Origin of the sequence: Actinobacillus indolicus (assembly GCF_004519515.1) — a bacterium.
GTDB classification, from domain to species: domain Bacteria; phylum Pseudomonadota; class Gammaproteobacteria; order Enterobacterales; family Pasteurellaceae; genus Glaesserella; species Glaesserella indolica_A.
The window spans coordinates 2,042,264-2,059,037 of sequence record NZ_CP038145.1 but is presented as its reverse complement, the minus strand read 5'-3'; the positions used below and the strand labels follow the sequence as shown (position 1 = coordinate 2,059,037).

The following is a 16,774-nucleotide window of genomic DNA, read 5'->3' as shown; positions in this document are numbered from 1 at the left end:
CCGCTTGTATCACCTTGAATTGAGAGTTGGACTTATGAAAAAAACCTTATACGAAAAATTATTTGATGCCCACGTTGTTCACGAAGCTGAAGGTGAAACTCCTCTAATTTATATCAACCGCCATTTAGTCCACGAAGTGACTTCACCGCAAGCCTTTGACGGTTTGCGTGCGATGGGGCGTGAAGTGCGTCAGCCGACCAAAACAGTGGCAACCATGGATCATAACGTACCTACCGATAGCCGTGATTTAGGCGGTTCAGGCGAAATGGGGCGGATTCAGATGGTTGAGCTGGCAAAAAATACCGAACAGTTTGGCGTAACCCTTTATGACATTAACCATATTAATCAAGGGATCGTTCACGTTATGGGGCCGGAGCAAGGTTTAACCCTTCCTGGTATGACGATTGTATGTGGCGACTCTCATACGGCAACACACGGTGCATTTGGTGCTTTAGCCTTTGGTATCGGTACATCAGAAGTTGAACACGTGCTTGCAACCCAAACAGTAAAACAAGCCCGTGCGAAAAAAATGAAAATCGAAGTACGTGGTAAAGTGCGTGAAGGTATTACAGCAAAAGATATTGTACTTGCAATTATCGGTAAAACCACGATGGCTGGCGGTACAGGACACGTTGTTGAGTTCTGTGGTGAAGCGATCCGTGATTTATCTATGGAAGGTCGTATGACCGTGTGTAATATGGCGATTGAGCTTGGTGCAAAATCAGGTTTAATTGCACCAGATGAAACGACTTTTGCTTATTTAAAAGGTCGTCCGTCCGCACCAAAAGGCAAAGATTGGGACGACGCCGTTGCCTATTGGAAAACCTTGCATACAGACGAAGGGGCAGAATTTGATACGGTGGTCACTTTAGAAGCCAGCGAGATTGAGCCACAAGTTACTTGGGGAACAAACCCAGGACACGTTATCGGTATCAATGAAACGATCCCGAACCCTGCCGATATGGCAGATCCGATTGAGCGTCAATCGGCGGAAAAAGCCTTAGCTTATATGGGCTTACCGCACAGTATTAAATTGACTGATGTGGCTATCGATAAAGTGTTTATCGGCTCTTGCACTAACTCTCGAATCGAAGATTTGCGTGCAGCAGCCGCTGTGGCAAAAGGACGCAAAGTCGCTGACGGTGTTCAAGCCTTAGTGGTACCAGGTTCAGGCTTAGTGCGTGAACAAGCGGAAAAAGAAGGTTTAGATAAAATCTTTATTGAAGCGGGCTTTGAGTGGCGACAACCTGGTTGCTCAATGTGTTTGGCAATGAACAATGACCGTTTAGAGCCGGGCGAACGCTGTGCTTCAACCAGTAACCGTAACTTTGAAGGTCGTCAAGGTCGTGGCGGACGTACTCACTTGGTTAGCCCTGCAATGGCAGCAGCTGCAGCCGTTCACGGTAAATTCGTCGATATTCGTAACGTAGAATTACACTAAGGAATAAGAAAATGGCAAAAGAATTTAAACAACACACCGGTTTAGCTGTTCCGCTTGATGCTTCGCACGTCGATACCGATGCAATTATTCCAAAACAGTTCTTACAAAAAGTAACGCGTGTTGGCTTTGGCGCCCACTTATTCCACGAGTGGCGTTTCTTAGATGATGAAGGTAAACAGCCAAATCCTGATTTCGTATTGAATTTCCCACGTTATCAAGGGGCGAGTATTCTATTGGCTCGTGAAAACTTTGGTTGTGGTTCTTCTCGTGAACACGCACCTTGGGCGTTAGATGATTACGGCATTCGAGCTATTATCGCCCCAAGTTTTGCCGATATTTTCTATGGTAACAGTTTAAATAACCAAATGTTGCCTGTGCGTTTAAGCGAAGAAGAAGTCGATGAGCTTTTCAAATATGTTGAAGCGAATGAAGGTGCGACCATTACCGTCGATTTAGAAGCTCAAACGGTTTCGGCAAACGGCAAAACCTACTCTTTTGAAATTGACAGTTTCCGTCGTCACTGTTTGTTAAACGGTTTAGACAATATCGGTTTAACTTTGCAACACGAAGCGAAAATCGCCGAATACGAAAGTAAAATTCCAGCATTTTTACGCTAAAGAATTTATCATTTACATCAAGGACTCAACTTTGTTTCCACATAGTTGAGTCCTTTTATTTTGTCTATTACACCTATAAATAACAATATTATCCACGTAGCTAATAGGAACTATCTTAAATCATTCGCCTGTTGCAATAAATTACGGCTCTCTTTAAGGAATTGTTCAGAATAATCGCCAAACCAACAATGCACTTTTTCAAAGGCATCAATAAAGCCTTGTTTATCATTTTGCTGAAAGAATGCTAAACTCTTTTCAAAGCTCTGTTGTAGTGAAGCAATGACATCTAAATTTTCAGGCTTATCGGCAATAATTTCTGCATATAGCTTCGCATCTTGAGCAAATAGACGACCGATCATCGCCAGCTCTAAACGGTAAATTGGCGAAGAAAGTGCAAGTAATTGCGGTAATTTGACCGCTTGTTGCGATAAATGTAACCCATAAGCAAAGGTGGAAAAGTGGCGTAGTGCTTGAATGTAGGTCATTGCGTGATCGTGTTCTGTGGCATCGATCTCTTCAATCTTCGCCCCCCAAATCCGCATCTGGTCAAGCAACCATTGATAACGTTCGGCAAAACGCCCGTGACAACAAGCGATCACTTGTTTAGCAAAACTTGCAATATCAGGTCCAAACATTGGGTGAAGTCCGACAACGGCTCCAGAATGTACTTCTAACATCTTCGCTAACGGCTGTGCTTTGACTGAGGTGAGATCAGCTAAGATCATCTGTTCGTTCAAATACGGCTGTAAACGCTCAAGGGTATCTAAGGTGTTGGCAATCGGCACACAAACCACCACTAAATCCGCTCCGTGCATAATCTGTTCTGCCTGCTCCCAGTCATCTCGATCAAGGCGTTCCACCGAATAGCCCGATAATTCAAAATAACGAGCAAACAGTCCGCCTAGCTTGCCTCGACCGCCAACAACCACGATTTTTCGCACTTGCTCATTTGTCGCTTTAAAGCCGTGTTTATTTTCGTTGGCATAAGATTCTCGCATTAGACGACGCAACACATCTTCAATCAAATCAGCAGGAACGCCCTGACTTTCCGCTTCTTGACGGCGAGCGGCGATCATTGAAGCTTCACGTTCAGGGGCATAAATCGGCAAACCGTGCTGGTGCTTAATTTTGCCAACTTCTGCCACCAGTGAAAGACGTTTTGACAATAATTCAATTAACTGTTGATCGACTTGATCGATCTGTTCACGGATAGGATTTAATGGGTTCATACTACTTTCTTAGGGTTTCTGCAAAATCGGTTAGTAAGGTTTCCGTTGTCTGCCAATCAATACAAGCATCTGTAATAGATACGCCATATTGCATCTGTTCAAAAGGTTGTTCAGATGATTGATTGCCTGCAAACAAATGGCTTTCAATCATTAAGCCGATAATAGATTGATTGCCTGCGACAAGCTGTTGTAGCACATTTTCCGCCACCAACGGCTGACGGCGGTAATCTTTATTAGAGTTGCCGTGGCTACAGTCGATCATAATCGCTTCAGGCAAGCCTGCTTTGCGTAATGCTTGTTCACACTCTTGCACATATTGTGCTTCAAAATTCGGGGATTTTCCACCACGTAAAATAACGTGACCGTCAGGATTGCCTTTGGTTTGCAATACTGTCACTTGCCCCTGTTGGTTAATCCCAATAAAGCTATGCCCCATTGCAGAAGCCTGCATTGCATTAATCGCCACGCCCAAATTTCCGTCCGTGCCGTTTTTAAATCCCACCGCCATTGATAAGCCTGATGCCATTTCTCTATGGGTTTGAGATTCTGTCGTTCTTGCCCCAATCGCTGACCAACTAAACAGATCAGCAAGATATTGTGGGCTAATCGGATCTAAGGCTTCCGTTGCAAGCGGCAAGCCAAGTTCAGCTAAATCCAACAATAATTTACGCGCAATACGTAACCCTTTTTCAACATCGAAGGTGCCGTTTAAATTTGGGTCATTAATTAAGCCTTTCCACCCCACCGTAGTACGTGGTTTTTCAAAGTACACTCGCATCACAATGTAAAGTTTATCTGACACTTTATCTGCTAATACTTTTAATTTTTTGGCATACTCTAATGCAGATACAGGATCGTGAATGGAACAAGGACCGATAACAATAAGCTGGCGTTTATCACGTTTATGAATAATATCTGAGATAACTTTTCTTGATTCTTCAATCTGTTTACACAGATGCTCCGACAACGGAAACTCTTGTTTTAATCCTTTTGGGGTCAGCAAAACTTTTTCATCACAAATGTTTACATTGTGTAAACTATCCTGATTAAATACAGTGTTCATTTTTATTTCCTATAATTGTAAAAAAATCAATACAAAACTAATTTACAACGTAATTGGCAAAGTTTCAATGATTTTATAAATAATCTTGAATTTTCTGTTTCACCTGCTCTACTGAAATTCGATCCATCAGCCCATCACCTTTCGCACTTGTCGCCCAAGGCAACTGTTCCCAAGGTTTTCCACGACTTTCTAATACCGCCTGATCATAAACAGACACCACTTTATCTAAATCTAAATAAGGACCTGTACGGCGTGGGTTATGAATGGCGTATAGACCAATCACCGTCGTATTTTGAGTTGTTGCAATATGGGCTGGACCTGAATCCGACGATAGCACCAAATCCGCTTGGCGAATTAATGCAGCAAGTTGTTTTAAATTGGTTTTGCCTGCAAGATTAAGACTGTTCGGTACAAGTTGTTGAATTTTTGCAGCCACATCCATCTCATAAGCCGATGGAGAGCCTGCAATAATCACATTGATGTTTTGTGCTAATGCAAACTGTGCAATTTGCCCATAATTTTCAGGCGACCAATCTTTCTCTTTTTTGCTAGAACAGGGGGCAATGACTAAATTTTTTCTTTGTTTATCAATAAATTGTGACGTATAGGCTAAATCTGCTTCACTCACAGGCAAGTTCCAAGTTGGGCGGAGATCTTGCACACCTATCGCTTTAGCAAACATCATCTGACCGTCTAAAACGTGGGGGGAAGCGGTCTGTTCCACCTTTTTATTTGTAAATAACCACTGTCCTTCTCTTGCCCGATCTCGATTAAATCCCACTTTCTGTTTTGCTCGAATACCTAACGATAAAATAGACGCACGCAATGCCGTTTGCATATTTAACAGATAATCGAACCGCTTGTCACGAAGCTGTTTCCATAACGCCAAAATCCCTTTCCACCCCGTTTTCTTATCATAAGGCACAAGGGTTACATTCGGGATACCTTGCATCAACATCGACTCCGTTTTACCAATAATCCAAGTGATTTCAGCTTGCGGATATTGGCGTTGAATGGCTTGCACGACAGCAAGGGTATGGCAAACATCACCAATCGCAGAAAGGCGTAAAATACAAATTGATTGTGGGCTGTTCATCTTCATTCCTATAAACATTTCGCAGGTTTTGGCAAGCCTGCAATTTTGGTTGCCTGTTTTGCAGGGCCTTCGGGGAATAAACGTTGTAGATAACGGCTGCTGCCTTTTTCTTCGCCAAATTTCTGTGACAAGGCTTTTACCAGCATTCGAATTGCTGGGGATGTTTTATATTCTTGATAAAATTCTCGCACAAAATAGACGATCTCCCAATGGGCTTCGCTAAGTTCAAGATTATCTTTTTGAGCAATAATCACGGCAAGTTCAGGCGACCAGTCGTCTAAATTTTTTAAATAGCCGTGTTCGTCTGTGGGGTATTGTTGATGATTGAGTTCGATAAAATAGGTCATACTATAAATAGAAAATGCCACAATCATGTGGCATTTAAAGGTCAATTAAAAAATTAATCGTCGCTACCAAACACACCTAAAAGTTGTAATAAGCTTACAAATAGGTTGTAGATAGACACATATAAATCAACGGTTGCACGGATATAGTTGGTTTCACCGCCATGGATAATGTTGCTAGTCGAATATAAAATTGCAGCCGTTGAGAACACCACAAATAATGCACTGATCGCTAAACTTAACGCAGGCATAGCTAAGAAGATATTCGCTACAATGCCAACTAATAACACCACAAACAATGCAATCATCATGCCCGATAAGAAAGACATATCACGTTTAGTAGTTAATACATAAGCAGAACAGCTAAAGAACACTAACGCAGTCGCCCCTAAAGCCAATGCAACCACATCGCCTAAGCCGTTGCTGATATAGGCATTCAAAATTGGACCTAAGCTATAACCTAAGAAGCCTGTTAACGCAAAAACACTTGCTAACCCTGCTGCGCTGTTTGCCGTTGCATTGGTTAAGAAAAGTAAGCCATAAAAACCGACTAACATTCCCCACCAAGGCAAGCGAGGTAAGTTCAGAGCCATTGTGACAGACGCAACAACCGCAGAAAATGCGAGCGTTAACGCAAGTAAAAAGTAAGTATTACGTAATACTTTATGTGTGCTAAGAAGGGATTCACCTCTTGCGGAAGTGACTAAACGATCTTGCATAAAATCTCCTATAAATAACGCATTGTTTTTGTACTAAAAACATCCACAAATTAGCGATAAATGATAAAAAAGTCAATGAATTTACGGATGTATATGACGAATAATCTCATTTAATGTTTGAGATGGTCTCATTGCTTGTGATGTCGCACTAAAATCAGGTTGATAGTAACCTTTAATTGCCTGTGCTTTACCTTGTGCGCCAATCAATTCCGCATTGATTTGCGCTTCTGAGGCTTGCATTGCAGTTACAATCGGTTGGAATTTTGCTGCAAGTTCCGCATCTTTGCTTTGATTGGCTAAGGCTTCCGCCCAGTACATAGCAAGGTAGAAGTGAGAACCACGGTTATCAATCGTACCTAATTTACGCCCCGGTGATTTATCGTTATCAAGGAACTTTGCATTTGCTTCATCCAACGCATCCGCCAATACTTGTGCTTTAGCGTTATTTTGAGTTTGGGCGATATGCTCAAGAGAGGCTTGTAATGCTAAGAATTCACCTAAAGAGTCCCAACGTAAATAACCTTCTTCAATAAATTGTTCGATATGTTTTGGTGCTGAACCGCCCGCACCGGTTTCAAACAAACCGCCACCATTCATCAATGGCACAATCGAAAGCATTTTTGCTGATGTGCCTAATTCTAAAATCGGAAATAAGTCGGTTAAATAGTCGCGCAATACATTACCTGTGGCAGAAATGGTGTCTTTCCCCTCACGAATGCGTTGAATCGAGAATTTACACGCTTCAACCGGTGAAAGAATGCTGATGTCTAACCCCTCAGGATTAAACTCAGGTAAATAGGCTTTTACTTTTTTGATGATTTCACGATCGTGAGCACGGTTTTCATCAAGCCAGAAAACCACTGGTGTTTCTGATAAACGAGCACGAGTGACGGCAAGTTTGACCCAATCTTTAATCGGCGCATCTTTGGTTTGGCACATACGGAAAATATCACCGGCTTCCACCTGATGTTTCATATACACATTGCCGTTAGCATCCACCACTCGAATTTCCCCATCAGCTTCAGCTTGGAAAGTTTTATCGTGCGAGCCATATTCTTCCGCTTTCTGTGCCATAAGTCCCACATTCGGAACAGATCCCATCGTTTTCGGATCAAATGCGCCATTTTCTTTACAATCTTCAATCACGGCGGTATATACGCCGGCATAGCAACGATCCGGAATCAGCGCAAAAGTATCTTGTTGTTTGCCCTCTTTATTCCACATTTGACCTGAAGTCCGGATCATCGCAGGCATTGAAGCGTCAACAATGACATCAGACGGAACATGCAAATTGGTAATACCTTTATCTGAATTCACCATCGCAATCAAAGGACCGTTTTCAATCGCAGAATCAATCGCCGCTTTTACTTCGGCTTCTTGCGGATGACCTGCGATCTTGGCATACAACTCACCCAAGCCGTTATTCGGATTCACGCCTAATTGCGCAAAGAGATCTGCATATTTGCCGAATACCTCTTCAAAATAGACCGAAACAATAGCCCCAAAAATAATCGGATCAGACACCTTCATCATCGTTGCTTTTAAATGTGCAGAAAATAACACACCCGCAGCTTTCGCATCTGCTTTTGTCTGTTTAACAAAGGTTTTTAAGGCTGATAAACTCATTACTGACGAATCAATCACCTCGCCGGCTTTCAACGCTGACAAGCCTTTCAACTCTTTTACCGAACCGTCTTTTGCAACAAATTCAATTTTAAATTGTGCATTTACTGCATCCATCGGTAAGGTAACGGATTGTTCTGAACCGTAAAAATCCCCTGATTCCATATGAGCGACTTTCGTTTTAGACTCTTTTGACCAAGCACCCATTGAGTGCGGATTTTTCTTTGCATAATTTTTAACCGCTTTTGGTGCTCGGCGGTCGGAGTTCCCCTCACGCAATACAGGATTTACCGCAGAGCCTAATACTTTGGCATAGGCTGCTTTGATCGCTTTTTCTTCTTCTGTTTTCGGATCAGCTGGATAATTCGGTACGGCAAAACCTTGGGATTGTAATTCAGCAATGGCAGCATTTAATTGAGGAATAGAGGCGGAGATATTTGGCAGTTTGATGATGTTAGCTTCAGGCTTTTTAGCGAGCTCGCCCAGTTCAGCCAAAGCATCTGCCGTTTTTTGCTCCTCTTTTAAATAGGCAGATAAATTGGCAAGAATACGGCCTGCAAGCGAAATATCTTTCGTTTCAACATCAATATCCGCCGCCGCAGTAAAGGCTTGAACAATCGGAAGAAAAGAATAAGTCGCCAGCATCGGTGCTTCATCGGTGAGTGTATAAGTGATTTTTGCGTTTGACATAGTAAGCCCTCTTGGTAAAGGTGAAGAATAATCAATGGGTTAAAATAACTTTTTCTTAACCTATTGATACCTTATTCTACATGGAAAAGAGGACAACTCAAGATGAACAAAATTATTTTTTAACAAAAAATTAACGAAAAAGCACCGCTTGTATTACTCCACTTCTACCCTTTTCCCAATATCCTTCAACTTCGACAATTCTTCCACCAATCTTGGTGCATCATCAAGGCTGATGGCGAAGGTCCAAAGATAAGTAATCACCGCATAAATATGCCCTGCGGTAACGCCTTGTTTTAGGGTTAAAACCGTGAGCGTTACGCCAAACAGCACACACATTGCCACGCCGATACACAAAAAACTGAACGCTTCTCGGTTGGAAATTAGCACACGGAAACGTTCCACCAAGCGATAATGTTTAATCAGTTCGCTGTTTTTGGCACGTTCCACCCGATCCACTTCTTTTTCAAGGCGGTTGTTGAGCTTGAAATACAGACGGTCATTGACCTTCACATAATGGGGCAACAGCAAGCCAAAGCCAACCACAATCAACAATGCCACCACGCCCGACCAAAATTCAATCAACAGCAACATCAGCACCGCCCCGATAATCGAAAACGCCGAGGTAATCAAGGTCGGCAAATGGTGTTCAAAGAAATTCACAAACTCACGGGACAACGCCACACGAGCGGTGGTGGTTGAAGTATCAATGCCTTTAATCCGCTGGTTCAAAATCACCGGCACGGCAAGTTCCGTGTAAATGCGAGTGAAGGCTCGTGTGTCCACCGCACGGCGAGCCGCCCCCACGCCCCAAATAATCAGCACCATCAAGGCATAAGCGAGAGCGGAAACCAGTTGCCCGTTTAGCACCGCATTCACCGCAAAACTGCCCACCAAAGGATAAATCAACAACAGCAGATTTTCCGCCGCTACCAAGCCGAATGTGGCGAACAGTCGCTTTTTATGTTGCAAAGCAAGGGTTTTGAGCGAACGGAGCATTGTTGGTGCAAGGGTTGGCTCAAAGGTCGGTTCAAGATTTTCTAAGGACATCAAGCCACCGTATCCGCTTTATCGATTTGCTCACGGCAAACCGTGCAAAACTCCGCCAACAAAGCAAACAATTGAGCGGTCTTTTTCTCGCCTAATTTTGCAAAAGTTTTATCCGCCAACTGCTGTGTCGCCTGCCAAACCGGTTCCGCCTTCTCCTTGCCGTCTGCGGTTAAACGCATCATTTTTTCCCGTTTATCCACCGCACTTTCGCTAAATTCAATCCAGCCTTTTTCCTTATACTCCTTGCACACGTTAAACACCGTCTGTTTCGGCAACAGCCATTCATCGCAAATTTGCTTTTGCGTACATTGCCCACTTTCCGCCGCTGCCAACGAATACAACACCGCAAAATGGTTATAACCCAAGCCTAATTTGGAGATCCAAGCGTCCATTGTGGCATCTACTTCACTGATTTGTTTGCCTAGTTTGTCGAAGTTGCTCATTGTTTAAAGTCCTAAAAATGACCAAAAGTGCGGTTATTTTAACGGAAGAAAATAAAAATGCAAGACAAAAACAGTCTTAAAACTTACTTAATTTGGTCTTAAAAATAACGAATAATACTACAAACTAGTAACTTTTGAGACTTTAAAATGAAAAAATTGATTTTATTATCTGCCTTACCCATCTTATTTCTAACCGCTTGCCAAGAGCAAAACAGTGAACAAGCTGAAACAGCATTAATGAAAGTAAATGTGGTTCAGGTGCAACCTGCCACATTAACGCAGACGTTGCGTCTTTCAGGCTCGATTACGGCGAAAGAAGATGTTGCTGTTGGAACGGCGTTGCTTGGTTTGCAAATTCAAACAGTCAATGTAGAAGTGGGCGATGTGGTTAAAAAAGGGCAGGTTTTAGCCACGCTAGAAACAAGTAATGTGCAATCGCAGTTGCGTCAGAATGATGCGAATTTACAGCGAGCTAAGGCGAATTTGGTTTCGCAGCAATCCGCTTTAACCGAGGCGGAAGCTACGCTGAAACGTTATCAAACCTTGATGAAAAGCGATGCCATAAGCCGTCAGGAATTGGAGCAACAACAGGTGAAAGCTCGTGCGGCTCGTGCGGTGGTTCAGGCGGCGAATGCGGAAATCGCTCAGGTGCAGGCACAGCTTGACGATAGCCGTTATCAACACAAAAAAGCCGAGGTGCTTGCCCCCGCAGACGGCATTATCACGCAACGCCGTGCCGAAGTGGGCAATTTAACGGACAGCAATGCCTTGTTTCATCTTGCACGCAATGGCGAGTTAGAAGTTACCGTTGATGCCAGTGCGGAAGACCTATCTTTGCTCAAAACAGGCTTGCAGGCGGAAATTCAAGTGCTTGACCAAACGACAAGCGGTCAAATTCGCTTGCTTTCTTCCCAAATCGACCAAACAAGTCGTACAGGCAAAGTGCGTATTCAGCTGCAAACCCCAGCTCAAATCACGCTCGGCACACCAGCCACAGCCATCATCAAACTGCCCGAAATGCAAGCCCCAACCACTTTGCCTTTAAGTGCGGTCAATTTCAACGCAGACGGAACCGCCTTTGTGATGGTGGTCAATCGCAATCAACAAATAGAACGCCGCCCGATTAGCCTAGGAGAAGTCAATCAAGGCACAGCCGAAATCCTATCAGGCTTGAAAGTTGGCGAACAAGTGGTGCAAAAGGCAGGTACATTGATTAACGCAGGGGATCGGGTTGAGCCGATGGTGAAGTAGTGGGGGAAGTGCGGTCGAATTTTCACAAATTTTTGCGATCTGCATCGAAAAAATGCTCTTTTCCCTTTGCCAACATTGCAAATGCCATTAGACTAAACAAGATTTCAGTTAAGGAGTTTGTATGACCAAATCGGAAATTGTTTCTTCGGTGGCGGAATATCTCACCTTTATGACTGCCACAGGTGAGAGCCAAGTCAATGCCATTTATGCGGACGAAAATGTCTGGCTGAGCCAAAAAATGATGGGGCAGCTTTATGATGTTGAAGTGCCTACGATTAACTATCACCTAAAAAAAGTCTTTGATGATAATGAGTTATCAGAAAATTCAGTTATTAGAAATTTTCGAATAACTGCCGATGACGGTAAAAATTACCAGACCAAACACTATAATCTTTCAGCGATTATTGCCGTGGGCTATAAAGTCAATTCCGAGCGAGCGGTGCAGTTTCGCAAATGGGCGACCGAGATTATTCAAACCTACACCATCAAAGGCTTTGCGATGGACGATGAACGATTGAAAAATGACGGCACTCGTTTAGGCAAAAAGTATTTTGAAGAACAACTTGCCCGTATCCGAGAAATTCGCCTGTCGGAACGCAAGTTTTACCAAAAAATCACCGATATTTATGCAACTTCCATTGATTACGACCGCACCGCCACAGCAACCAAACGCTTTTTTGCCACGGTGCAAAATAAGTTGCATTGGGCAATTCACGGTCATACCGCCGCAGAATTGATTGTGGAACGAGCAAACGCCAGCAAGCCGAATATGGGCTTGACCACTTGGAAAGACGCACCACAGGGCAAAATTTATCCTTTTGATGTGGTGGTAGCGAAAAATTATTTATCCGACAACGAATTGGCTCAACTGCAACGGTTGGTATCTGCTTATTTGGATATGGCAGAAGATATGGCATTACGTCAAATTCCGATGACAATGCAAGATTGGGAAACCAGACTCAACCGCTTTTTAGACGCCACTGATCGAGCCGTGTTGCAAGATGCCGGCAAAGTTACCGCCGAAATCGCCAAAGCTCACGCTTTAAGCGAGTTTGAAAAATATCGTGTTATTCAAGACCAAAATTTTGAAAGCGATTTTGACCGTTTGTTGAAAGGGGAATAATAAAAGAGCGGTCATGCTGCAAAATGTTTTGCGAAAACGATCGCTTACTGACGGGAGATTTTATATTCCACAAAATTATAATAATCAAAAATAAATATCTTAGAAACGTGGTATAAATTTTCTAAATTACGATGATTAATAATATGTAAAATGGTAGTAAACTGATAACTTTACATATTGTTATATTATAAGGATAAAATAATGTTACCAATAGATGATGTTAGAAATGAAGCTATTATTTTTGAAGAGTTGAAAAAATTATGTCAACAACCTGGATATGCTCATATAGTAGCATCTTTTTGTTTTAGGGATAATTCTGTTTTTTCTAGTTCTGACGAAGTGACTGCAGATGATATTTTAGGGCAATATAATAAAACTCGATTAATCCGAAATGAAATATCTTTGCTAATTGGTCTAATGTGCCAAAAAACACTTGATTTAACAATTCCTAAGCCTGAATTATTTCAAGAAACTATAGATAAAACAGAATACTTACTAGAAGAATTACATTTATCAATGATGAAGACTAATTTACATTTAGAAGGCTGTTTGAATTCAATTGATAAATTTCAAGAATATATGCGTTCAGGTCAGGTGCTACGAGAGCCTATATTTTATAGCAGCGAATCTGCATATCACTTTCAATACAGAGAATTGTCAAGAATTAAATATAGCTATGATGATGAATGGTTTATCAATAATAAAGGGTATTCGGTAGAAAAACTTTATCAGGTTGTTTTGTCTTTAGAAAAGATACAATTAGAGAAAATACAAAATACATTACTATCTATGAGATATAAGCCTCTAGATAATTGGACTATTTTAGATGGATATATTTTCTCTGTTCAAGATATTAAATCTAAAACTAATATAGATGAGGAAACTATAGAAAAAATTATTTATTCATTTAGCTTACCAAAATATTTAGATTATCCAGATATTAAAAATATAAATGATTTTAATATTACTAATGCATATCCAATTTTACCTCTGGGAAATGGTGAATTTCTTCTTTTTCAATATTATAGCTTGTTGGAGGCATTATATGAAACACCATTCTTTTGGTTTAACCAAGATAATGCTTATAAAAACAAGGCGATGGAACATAGAGGAATGTTTACGGAAGATTTTTCTTATGCCCGGTTGAAAGATGTTTTTGGTGAGAAGAATGTATTTAAAAATATTGAAATAAGAGATAACAATAGCAATAAATTAGGTGAGATTGACGTACTCGTTGTCTTTGGTAATAGAGCAATTATATTGCAAGCTAAAGCAAAAAAGTTAACTATAGCTGCTCGTAAAGGGAATGATGATGCTTTACAAGATGATTTTAAAAAAGCTATTCAAGCATCTTATGATCAAGCTATTGAATGTGGAAACTTACTTCTAAATCCTAGAAATAGGTTGTTCTTATTCTCCGGGGAAGAACTAAATATTTGTAGAAATTTTGCCGAAATATATCCTCTTTCTATTGTTTCTGATCATTACCCCGCACTAGCAACACAGGCTAGAAATTTTCTACAGCAAAAAGTACATTCAATAATAAAGCCAGCTTTTGTAATAGATATTTTCACTTTAGATGTGATTACTGAAATGCTACAAACTCCTCTCTATTTCTTGAGCTATATAAATCGCAGAGTCTTATATGGAGATAAAATTCATTCTAATCATGAGTTAACGATTCTTGCTTATCATCTAAGTAATAATTTGTATCTAGATAAAGAAAATATAGTGCTACATTTAGGGGATGATCTAAATTCTGAGCTAGATTTAGCTATGTTATCTCGTAGAGCGGGTTTATCAAACAGTATTTACCCTGAAGGAATATTAACCAAATATCAAGGAACATTTTTCGATAAATTAATCAAAGACATTGAAAAAATCCAAATTCCAATGTTATTGATTTGGGTTTTGAATTATTGATGATAGGTGAAAATACAGTATCTGTGTTAAATGAAAATATTTGTAAAATTCAGAAAGCTAGTTCTAATGATAGAAAGTTACATGATCTTACGTTAACCTTTGATGAGAATCATTCTTGTGGTTTAATAATTCACTGCACAAATGAGCCTGATGATGTAGCAATCCAAACATTAAATAGTCATTGTGAAATAAGAAAGTATAAACACAAATCGGATCGTTGGTTTGGGATTGCCATTGACATAGATAATGCTCAAGTACGATTTGGGGTAAATAAAATTTATAAATGGCAGCAATCTGATGAAATGGATAGAAAATGTGGGATATTTCCTTTTTCTAATAGAATTACATCTTTTTCTCAAACAGAAAAGCCAAAAAGAAAAGTCGGGAGAAATGATCCTTGTCTTTGTGGCAGTGGGAAAAAATATAAAAAATGTTGTATCAAGAAGTAATAAGACACTAGCACAAAATCAATGATAGTGTTGCTCTATGAGCTAATTGACGAAAGTTTCTGTTTGACGTTAAAGAAGTAGCAACTGTTTGTGCAAATGCTACATAATACTGCAAAAGTGAAGAGCGGTCGGATTTTGCGAAGTTTTTTCAGTTTGCAAATTTCTTTTCAAATCCCACCGCTTTTCTTTATGAGATGAACTGTGTAGTTAAAAGATTTTAGCGACACAATGACCCACAAACATTTTTCCATTTGAATCAATTCATTTTTAGGTATAAAATCCATTCATTAGTATTAAACGCTTTTGTTTGTTACTATTGAATAGTTTTGTTCACTAGCATTAAACAATTTGTTGGGATATAAAATGTTATTAAAAACCGAGATCAAACAAGCCATTCAAACTCAGCAGAGTAAGTTGTTGGAACAAAAAACATACCCACGTCAAATGCTTAGTAGTATTAAAGTGTTACCTGATTTTGCTTTGGTTGTGTCGGGCATTCGCCGTAGCGGAAAAAGTACATTGTTAGCACAACTTATTGAAAAACAAACAGAAAACAGTTATCTCTTTCTCAATTTTGACACGCCGCAACTCTTTAATTTTGAGTTTAACGATTTTGCGTTGCTCGATGAAATTATTGCTGAAAATACTCAAATCCAAACGCTTTATTTTGATGAAATTCAGATTATCGAGGGCTGGGAAGTTTATGTGCGAGGCAAGCTCGATCAGGGCTATCAAGTGGTGGTAACAGGTTCAAATGCCTCTTTATTAAGTCGTGAACTCGGTACAAAACTCACAGGGCGACACATTAGCCGTGAGCTTTTCCCTTTCTCTTTTTTGGAGTTTTGCGAGTTTCTTGGCAAAGAAAAAAATGCCGATGCCGTAGCGGATTATCTTCATCTAGGCGGTTTTCCGCAATATTTGCAATTTAATGAAGACGAGATTTTGAATGCACTTATCAACGACATTTTGTATCGCGATATTATCGTGCGTTTTGGTATTCGTGATGAGCGTTCAATGAAGCGTTTGCTGCTTTTCTTAGCTGGCAACGTGGGCAATTTGATTACCGCCAGCAAACTCAAACAGAGCCTTGAAGTCAAAAGCACCGCCACTGTGCAGGAATATCTCTCGCATTTAGAGCAAGCCTATGTGATCAGCTTGCTACCGAAGTTTTCCTATTCTTACAAAACACAGCTTGCCAACCCACGCAAAGCCTATTTTATAGACAATGGATTGCAGCGTGTCATCAGCCCGTCTTTCACTCAAGATCAAGGAATAAAGCTAGAAAATGCAGTATTTTGGGCGTTAAGAAGACAATTTTCAGAGCTGTATTATTACAACGAAAACAACAAAGAATGCGATTTTGTGGTATGTAAAAACAGCTCGCCCGTACAACTTATTCAAGTTTGCTGGCAACTCAGTGCGGAAAATATCGCTCGTGAACGTGATGGATTGATTGACGCAATGAATTTCTTCCATTTTGAACAAGGCATGATTATCACTTTTGATCAGGAAGATAAGATGATTGTAGATGAAAAAATTATTGATGTTGTGCCGTTTTGGAAGGTGTTTGGGCAATAACATTCCTAGGATTGACTATGTGAAAAGCACGCAGGAATTGATTGATGGGATAAGGAAAATGCTGTTTGGACTTACATTCAAACAGCATTTACTTTTATTTTTTTATAAAGTGCGGTCAGATTTTGCGAAATTTTTCCA

The 16,774-nt window shown here is 40.7% G+C and carries 15 protein-coding genes; 7 read left to right on the top strand and 8 right to left on the bottom strand.

Annotated elements, in window-relative coordinates:
• Window positions 1–34: 34 nt before the first annotated feature.
• Together leuC and leuD are read left to right on the top strand one after the other, a co-directional pair.
• Window positions 35–1,441, top strand: a complete 1,407-nt coding sequence (leuC, locus tag EXH44_RS10135; protein WP_135673155.1) for a 3-isopropylmalate dehydratase large subunit — start codon at window positions 35–37, stop codon at window positions 1,439–1,441.
• Between the two features lie 11 nt (window positions 1,442–1,452).
• Entirely contained in the window at window positions 1,453–2,058 is a 606-nt protein-coding gene (leuD, locus tag EXH44_RS10130; protein WP_135673153.1) for a 3-isopropylmalate dehydratase small subunit, read from the top strand.
• A 110-nt stretch (window positions 2,059–2,168) separates the two neighbouring features.
• On the opposite strand, the gene tyrA is transcribed toward leuD, so the two are convergent.
• The 8 genes from tyrA to EXH44_RS10090 all read right to left on the bottom strand — a co-directional run bounded on the left by tyrA (window position 2,169) and on the right by EXH44_RS10090 (window position 10,312).
• Window positions 2,169–3,287, bottom strand: a complete 1,119-nt coding sequence (gene tyrA, locus EXH44_RS10125; protein ID WP_162857376.1) for a bifunctional chorismate mutase/prephenate dehydrogenase — start codon at window positions 3,285–3,287, stop codon at window positions 2,169–2,171.
• 1 nt (window position 3,288) lies between these two features.
• The gene (locus EXH44_RS10120; protein ID WP_162857375.1) at window positions 3,289–4,350 is read right to left on the bottom strand and encodes a 3-deoxy-7-phosphoheptulonate synthase; all 1,062 of its coding nucleotides are present in this window, start codon (window positions 4,348–4,350) and stop codon (window positions 3,289–3,291) included.
• Between the two features lie 73 nt (window positions 4,351–4,423).
• Window positions 4,424–5,446 carry a glycosyltransferase family 9 protein gene (locus EXH44_RS10115; protein WP_162857374.1) on the bottom strand — a complete coding sequence of 341 codons (1,023 nt, stop codon included), beginning with the start codon at window positions 5,444–5,446 and terminating at the stop codon, window positions 4,424–4,426.
• Between the two features lie 8 nt (window positions 5,447–5,454).
• Window positions 5,455–5,793, bottom strand: coding sequence for a TusE/DsrC/DsvC family sulfur relay protein (locus EXH44_RS10110; protein WP_162857577.1), 339 nt, complete (start codon window positions 5,791–5,793; stop codon window positions 5,455–5,457).
• 53 nt (window positions 5,794–5,846) lie between these two features.
• Window positions 5,847–6,509, bottom strand: a complete 663-nt coding sequence (locus EXH44_RS10105) for a Bax inhibitor-1 family protein (protein WP_162857373.1) — start codon at window positions 6,507–6,509, stop codon at window positions 5,847–5,849.
• Between the two features lie 81 nt (window positions 6,510–6,590).
• Window positions 6,591–8,822, bottom strand: a complete 2,232-nt coding sequence (locus EXH44_RS10100; RefSeq protein ID WP_162857372.1) for an NADP-dependent isocitrate dehydrogenase — start codon at window positions 8,820–8,822, stop codon at window positions 6,591–6,593.
• A gap of 153 nt (window positions 8,823–8,975) precedes the next feature.
• Window positions 8,976–9,869, bottom strand: a complete 894-nt coding sequence (locus tag EXH44_RS10095; protein ID WP_162857371.1) for an ABC transporter six-transmembrane domain-containing protein — start codon at window positions 9,867–9,869, stop codon at window positions 8,976–8,978.
• Complete coding sequence (locus EXH44_RS10090; RefSeq protein ID WP_162857370.1) at window positions 9,869–10,312, bottom strand: MarR family winged helix-turn-helix transcriptional regulator; 444 nt, start codon at window positions 10,310–10,312, stop codon at window positions 9,869–9,871. Before EXH44_RS10090 ends, EXH44_RS10095 begins: the two co-directional genes overlap by 1 nt.
• A gap of 147 nt (window positions 10,313–10,459) precedes the next feature.
• Between EXH44_RS10090 and EXH44_RS10085 the strand changes: the two genes are divergently transcribed.
• The 5 genes from EXH44_RS10085 to EXH44_RS10070 all read left to right on the top strand — a co-directional run bounded on the left by EXH44_RS10085 (window position 10,460) and on the right by EXH44_RS10070 (window position 16,636).
• Window positions 10,460–11,563: an efflux RND transporter periplasmic adaptor subunit gene (locus EXH44_RS10085; RefSeq protein WP_162857369.1), complete on the top strand. Its 1,104-nt coding sequence runs from the start codon at window positions 10,460–10,462 to the stop codon at window positions 11,561–11,563.
• A gap of 121 nt (window positions 11,564–11,684) precedes the next feature.
• Window positions 11,685–12,686, top strand: coding sequence for a virulence RhuM family protein (locus EXH44_RS10080; protein WP_162857368.1), 1,002 nt, complete (start codon window positions 11,685–11,687; stop codon window positions 12,684–12,686).
• A 201-nt stretch (window positions 12,687–12,887) separates the two neighbouring features.
• Window positions 12,888–14,609, top strand: a complete 1,722-nt coding sequence (locus EXH44_RS10075; RefSeq protein ID WP_244238726.1) for an NERD domain-containing protein — start codon at window positions 12,888–12,890, stop codon at window positions 14,607–14,609.
• Window positions 14,609–15,058, top strand: a complete 450-nt coding sequence (locus tag EXH44_RS11125) for an SEC-C metal-binding domain-containing protein (RefSeq protein WP_244238725.1) — start codon at window positions 14,609–14,611, stop codon at window positions 15,056–15,058. Before EXH44_RS10075 ends, EXH44_RS11125 begins: the two co-directional genes overlap by 1 nt.
• Before the next feature lie 363 nt (window positions 15,059–15,421).
• A complete protein-coding gene (locus tag EXH44_RS10070; RefSeq protein WP_162857367.1) occupies window positions 15,422–16,636 on the top strand; it encodes an ATP-binding protein in 1,215 nt (404 codons plus the stop codon).
• The last annotated feature ends 138 nt before the right edge of the window (window positions 16,637–16,774 follow it).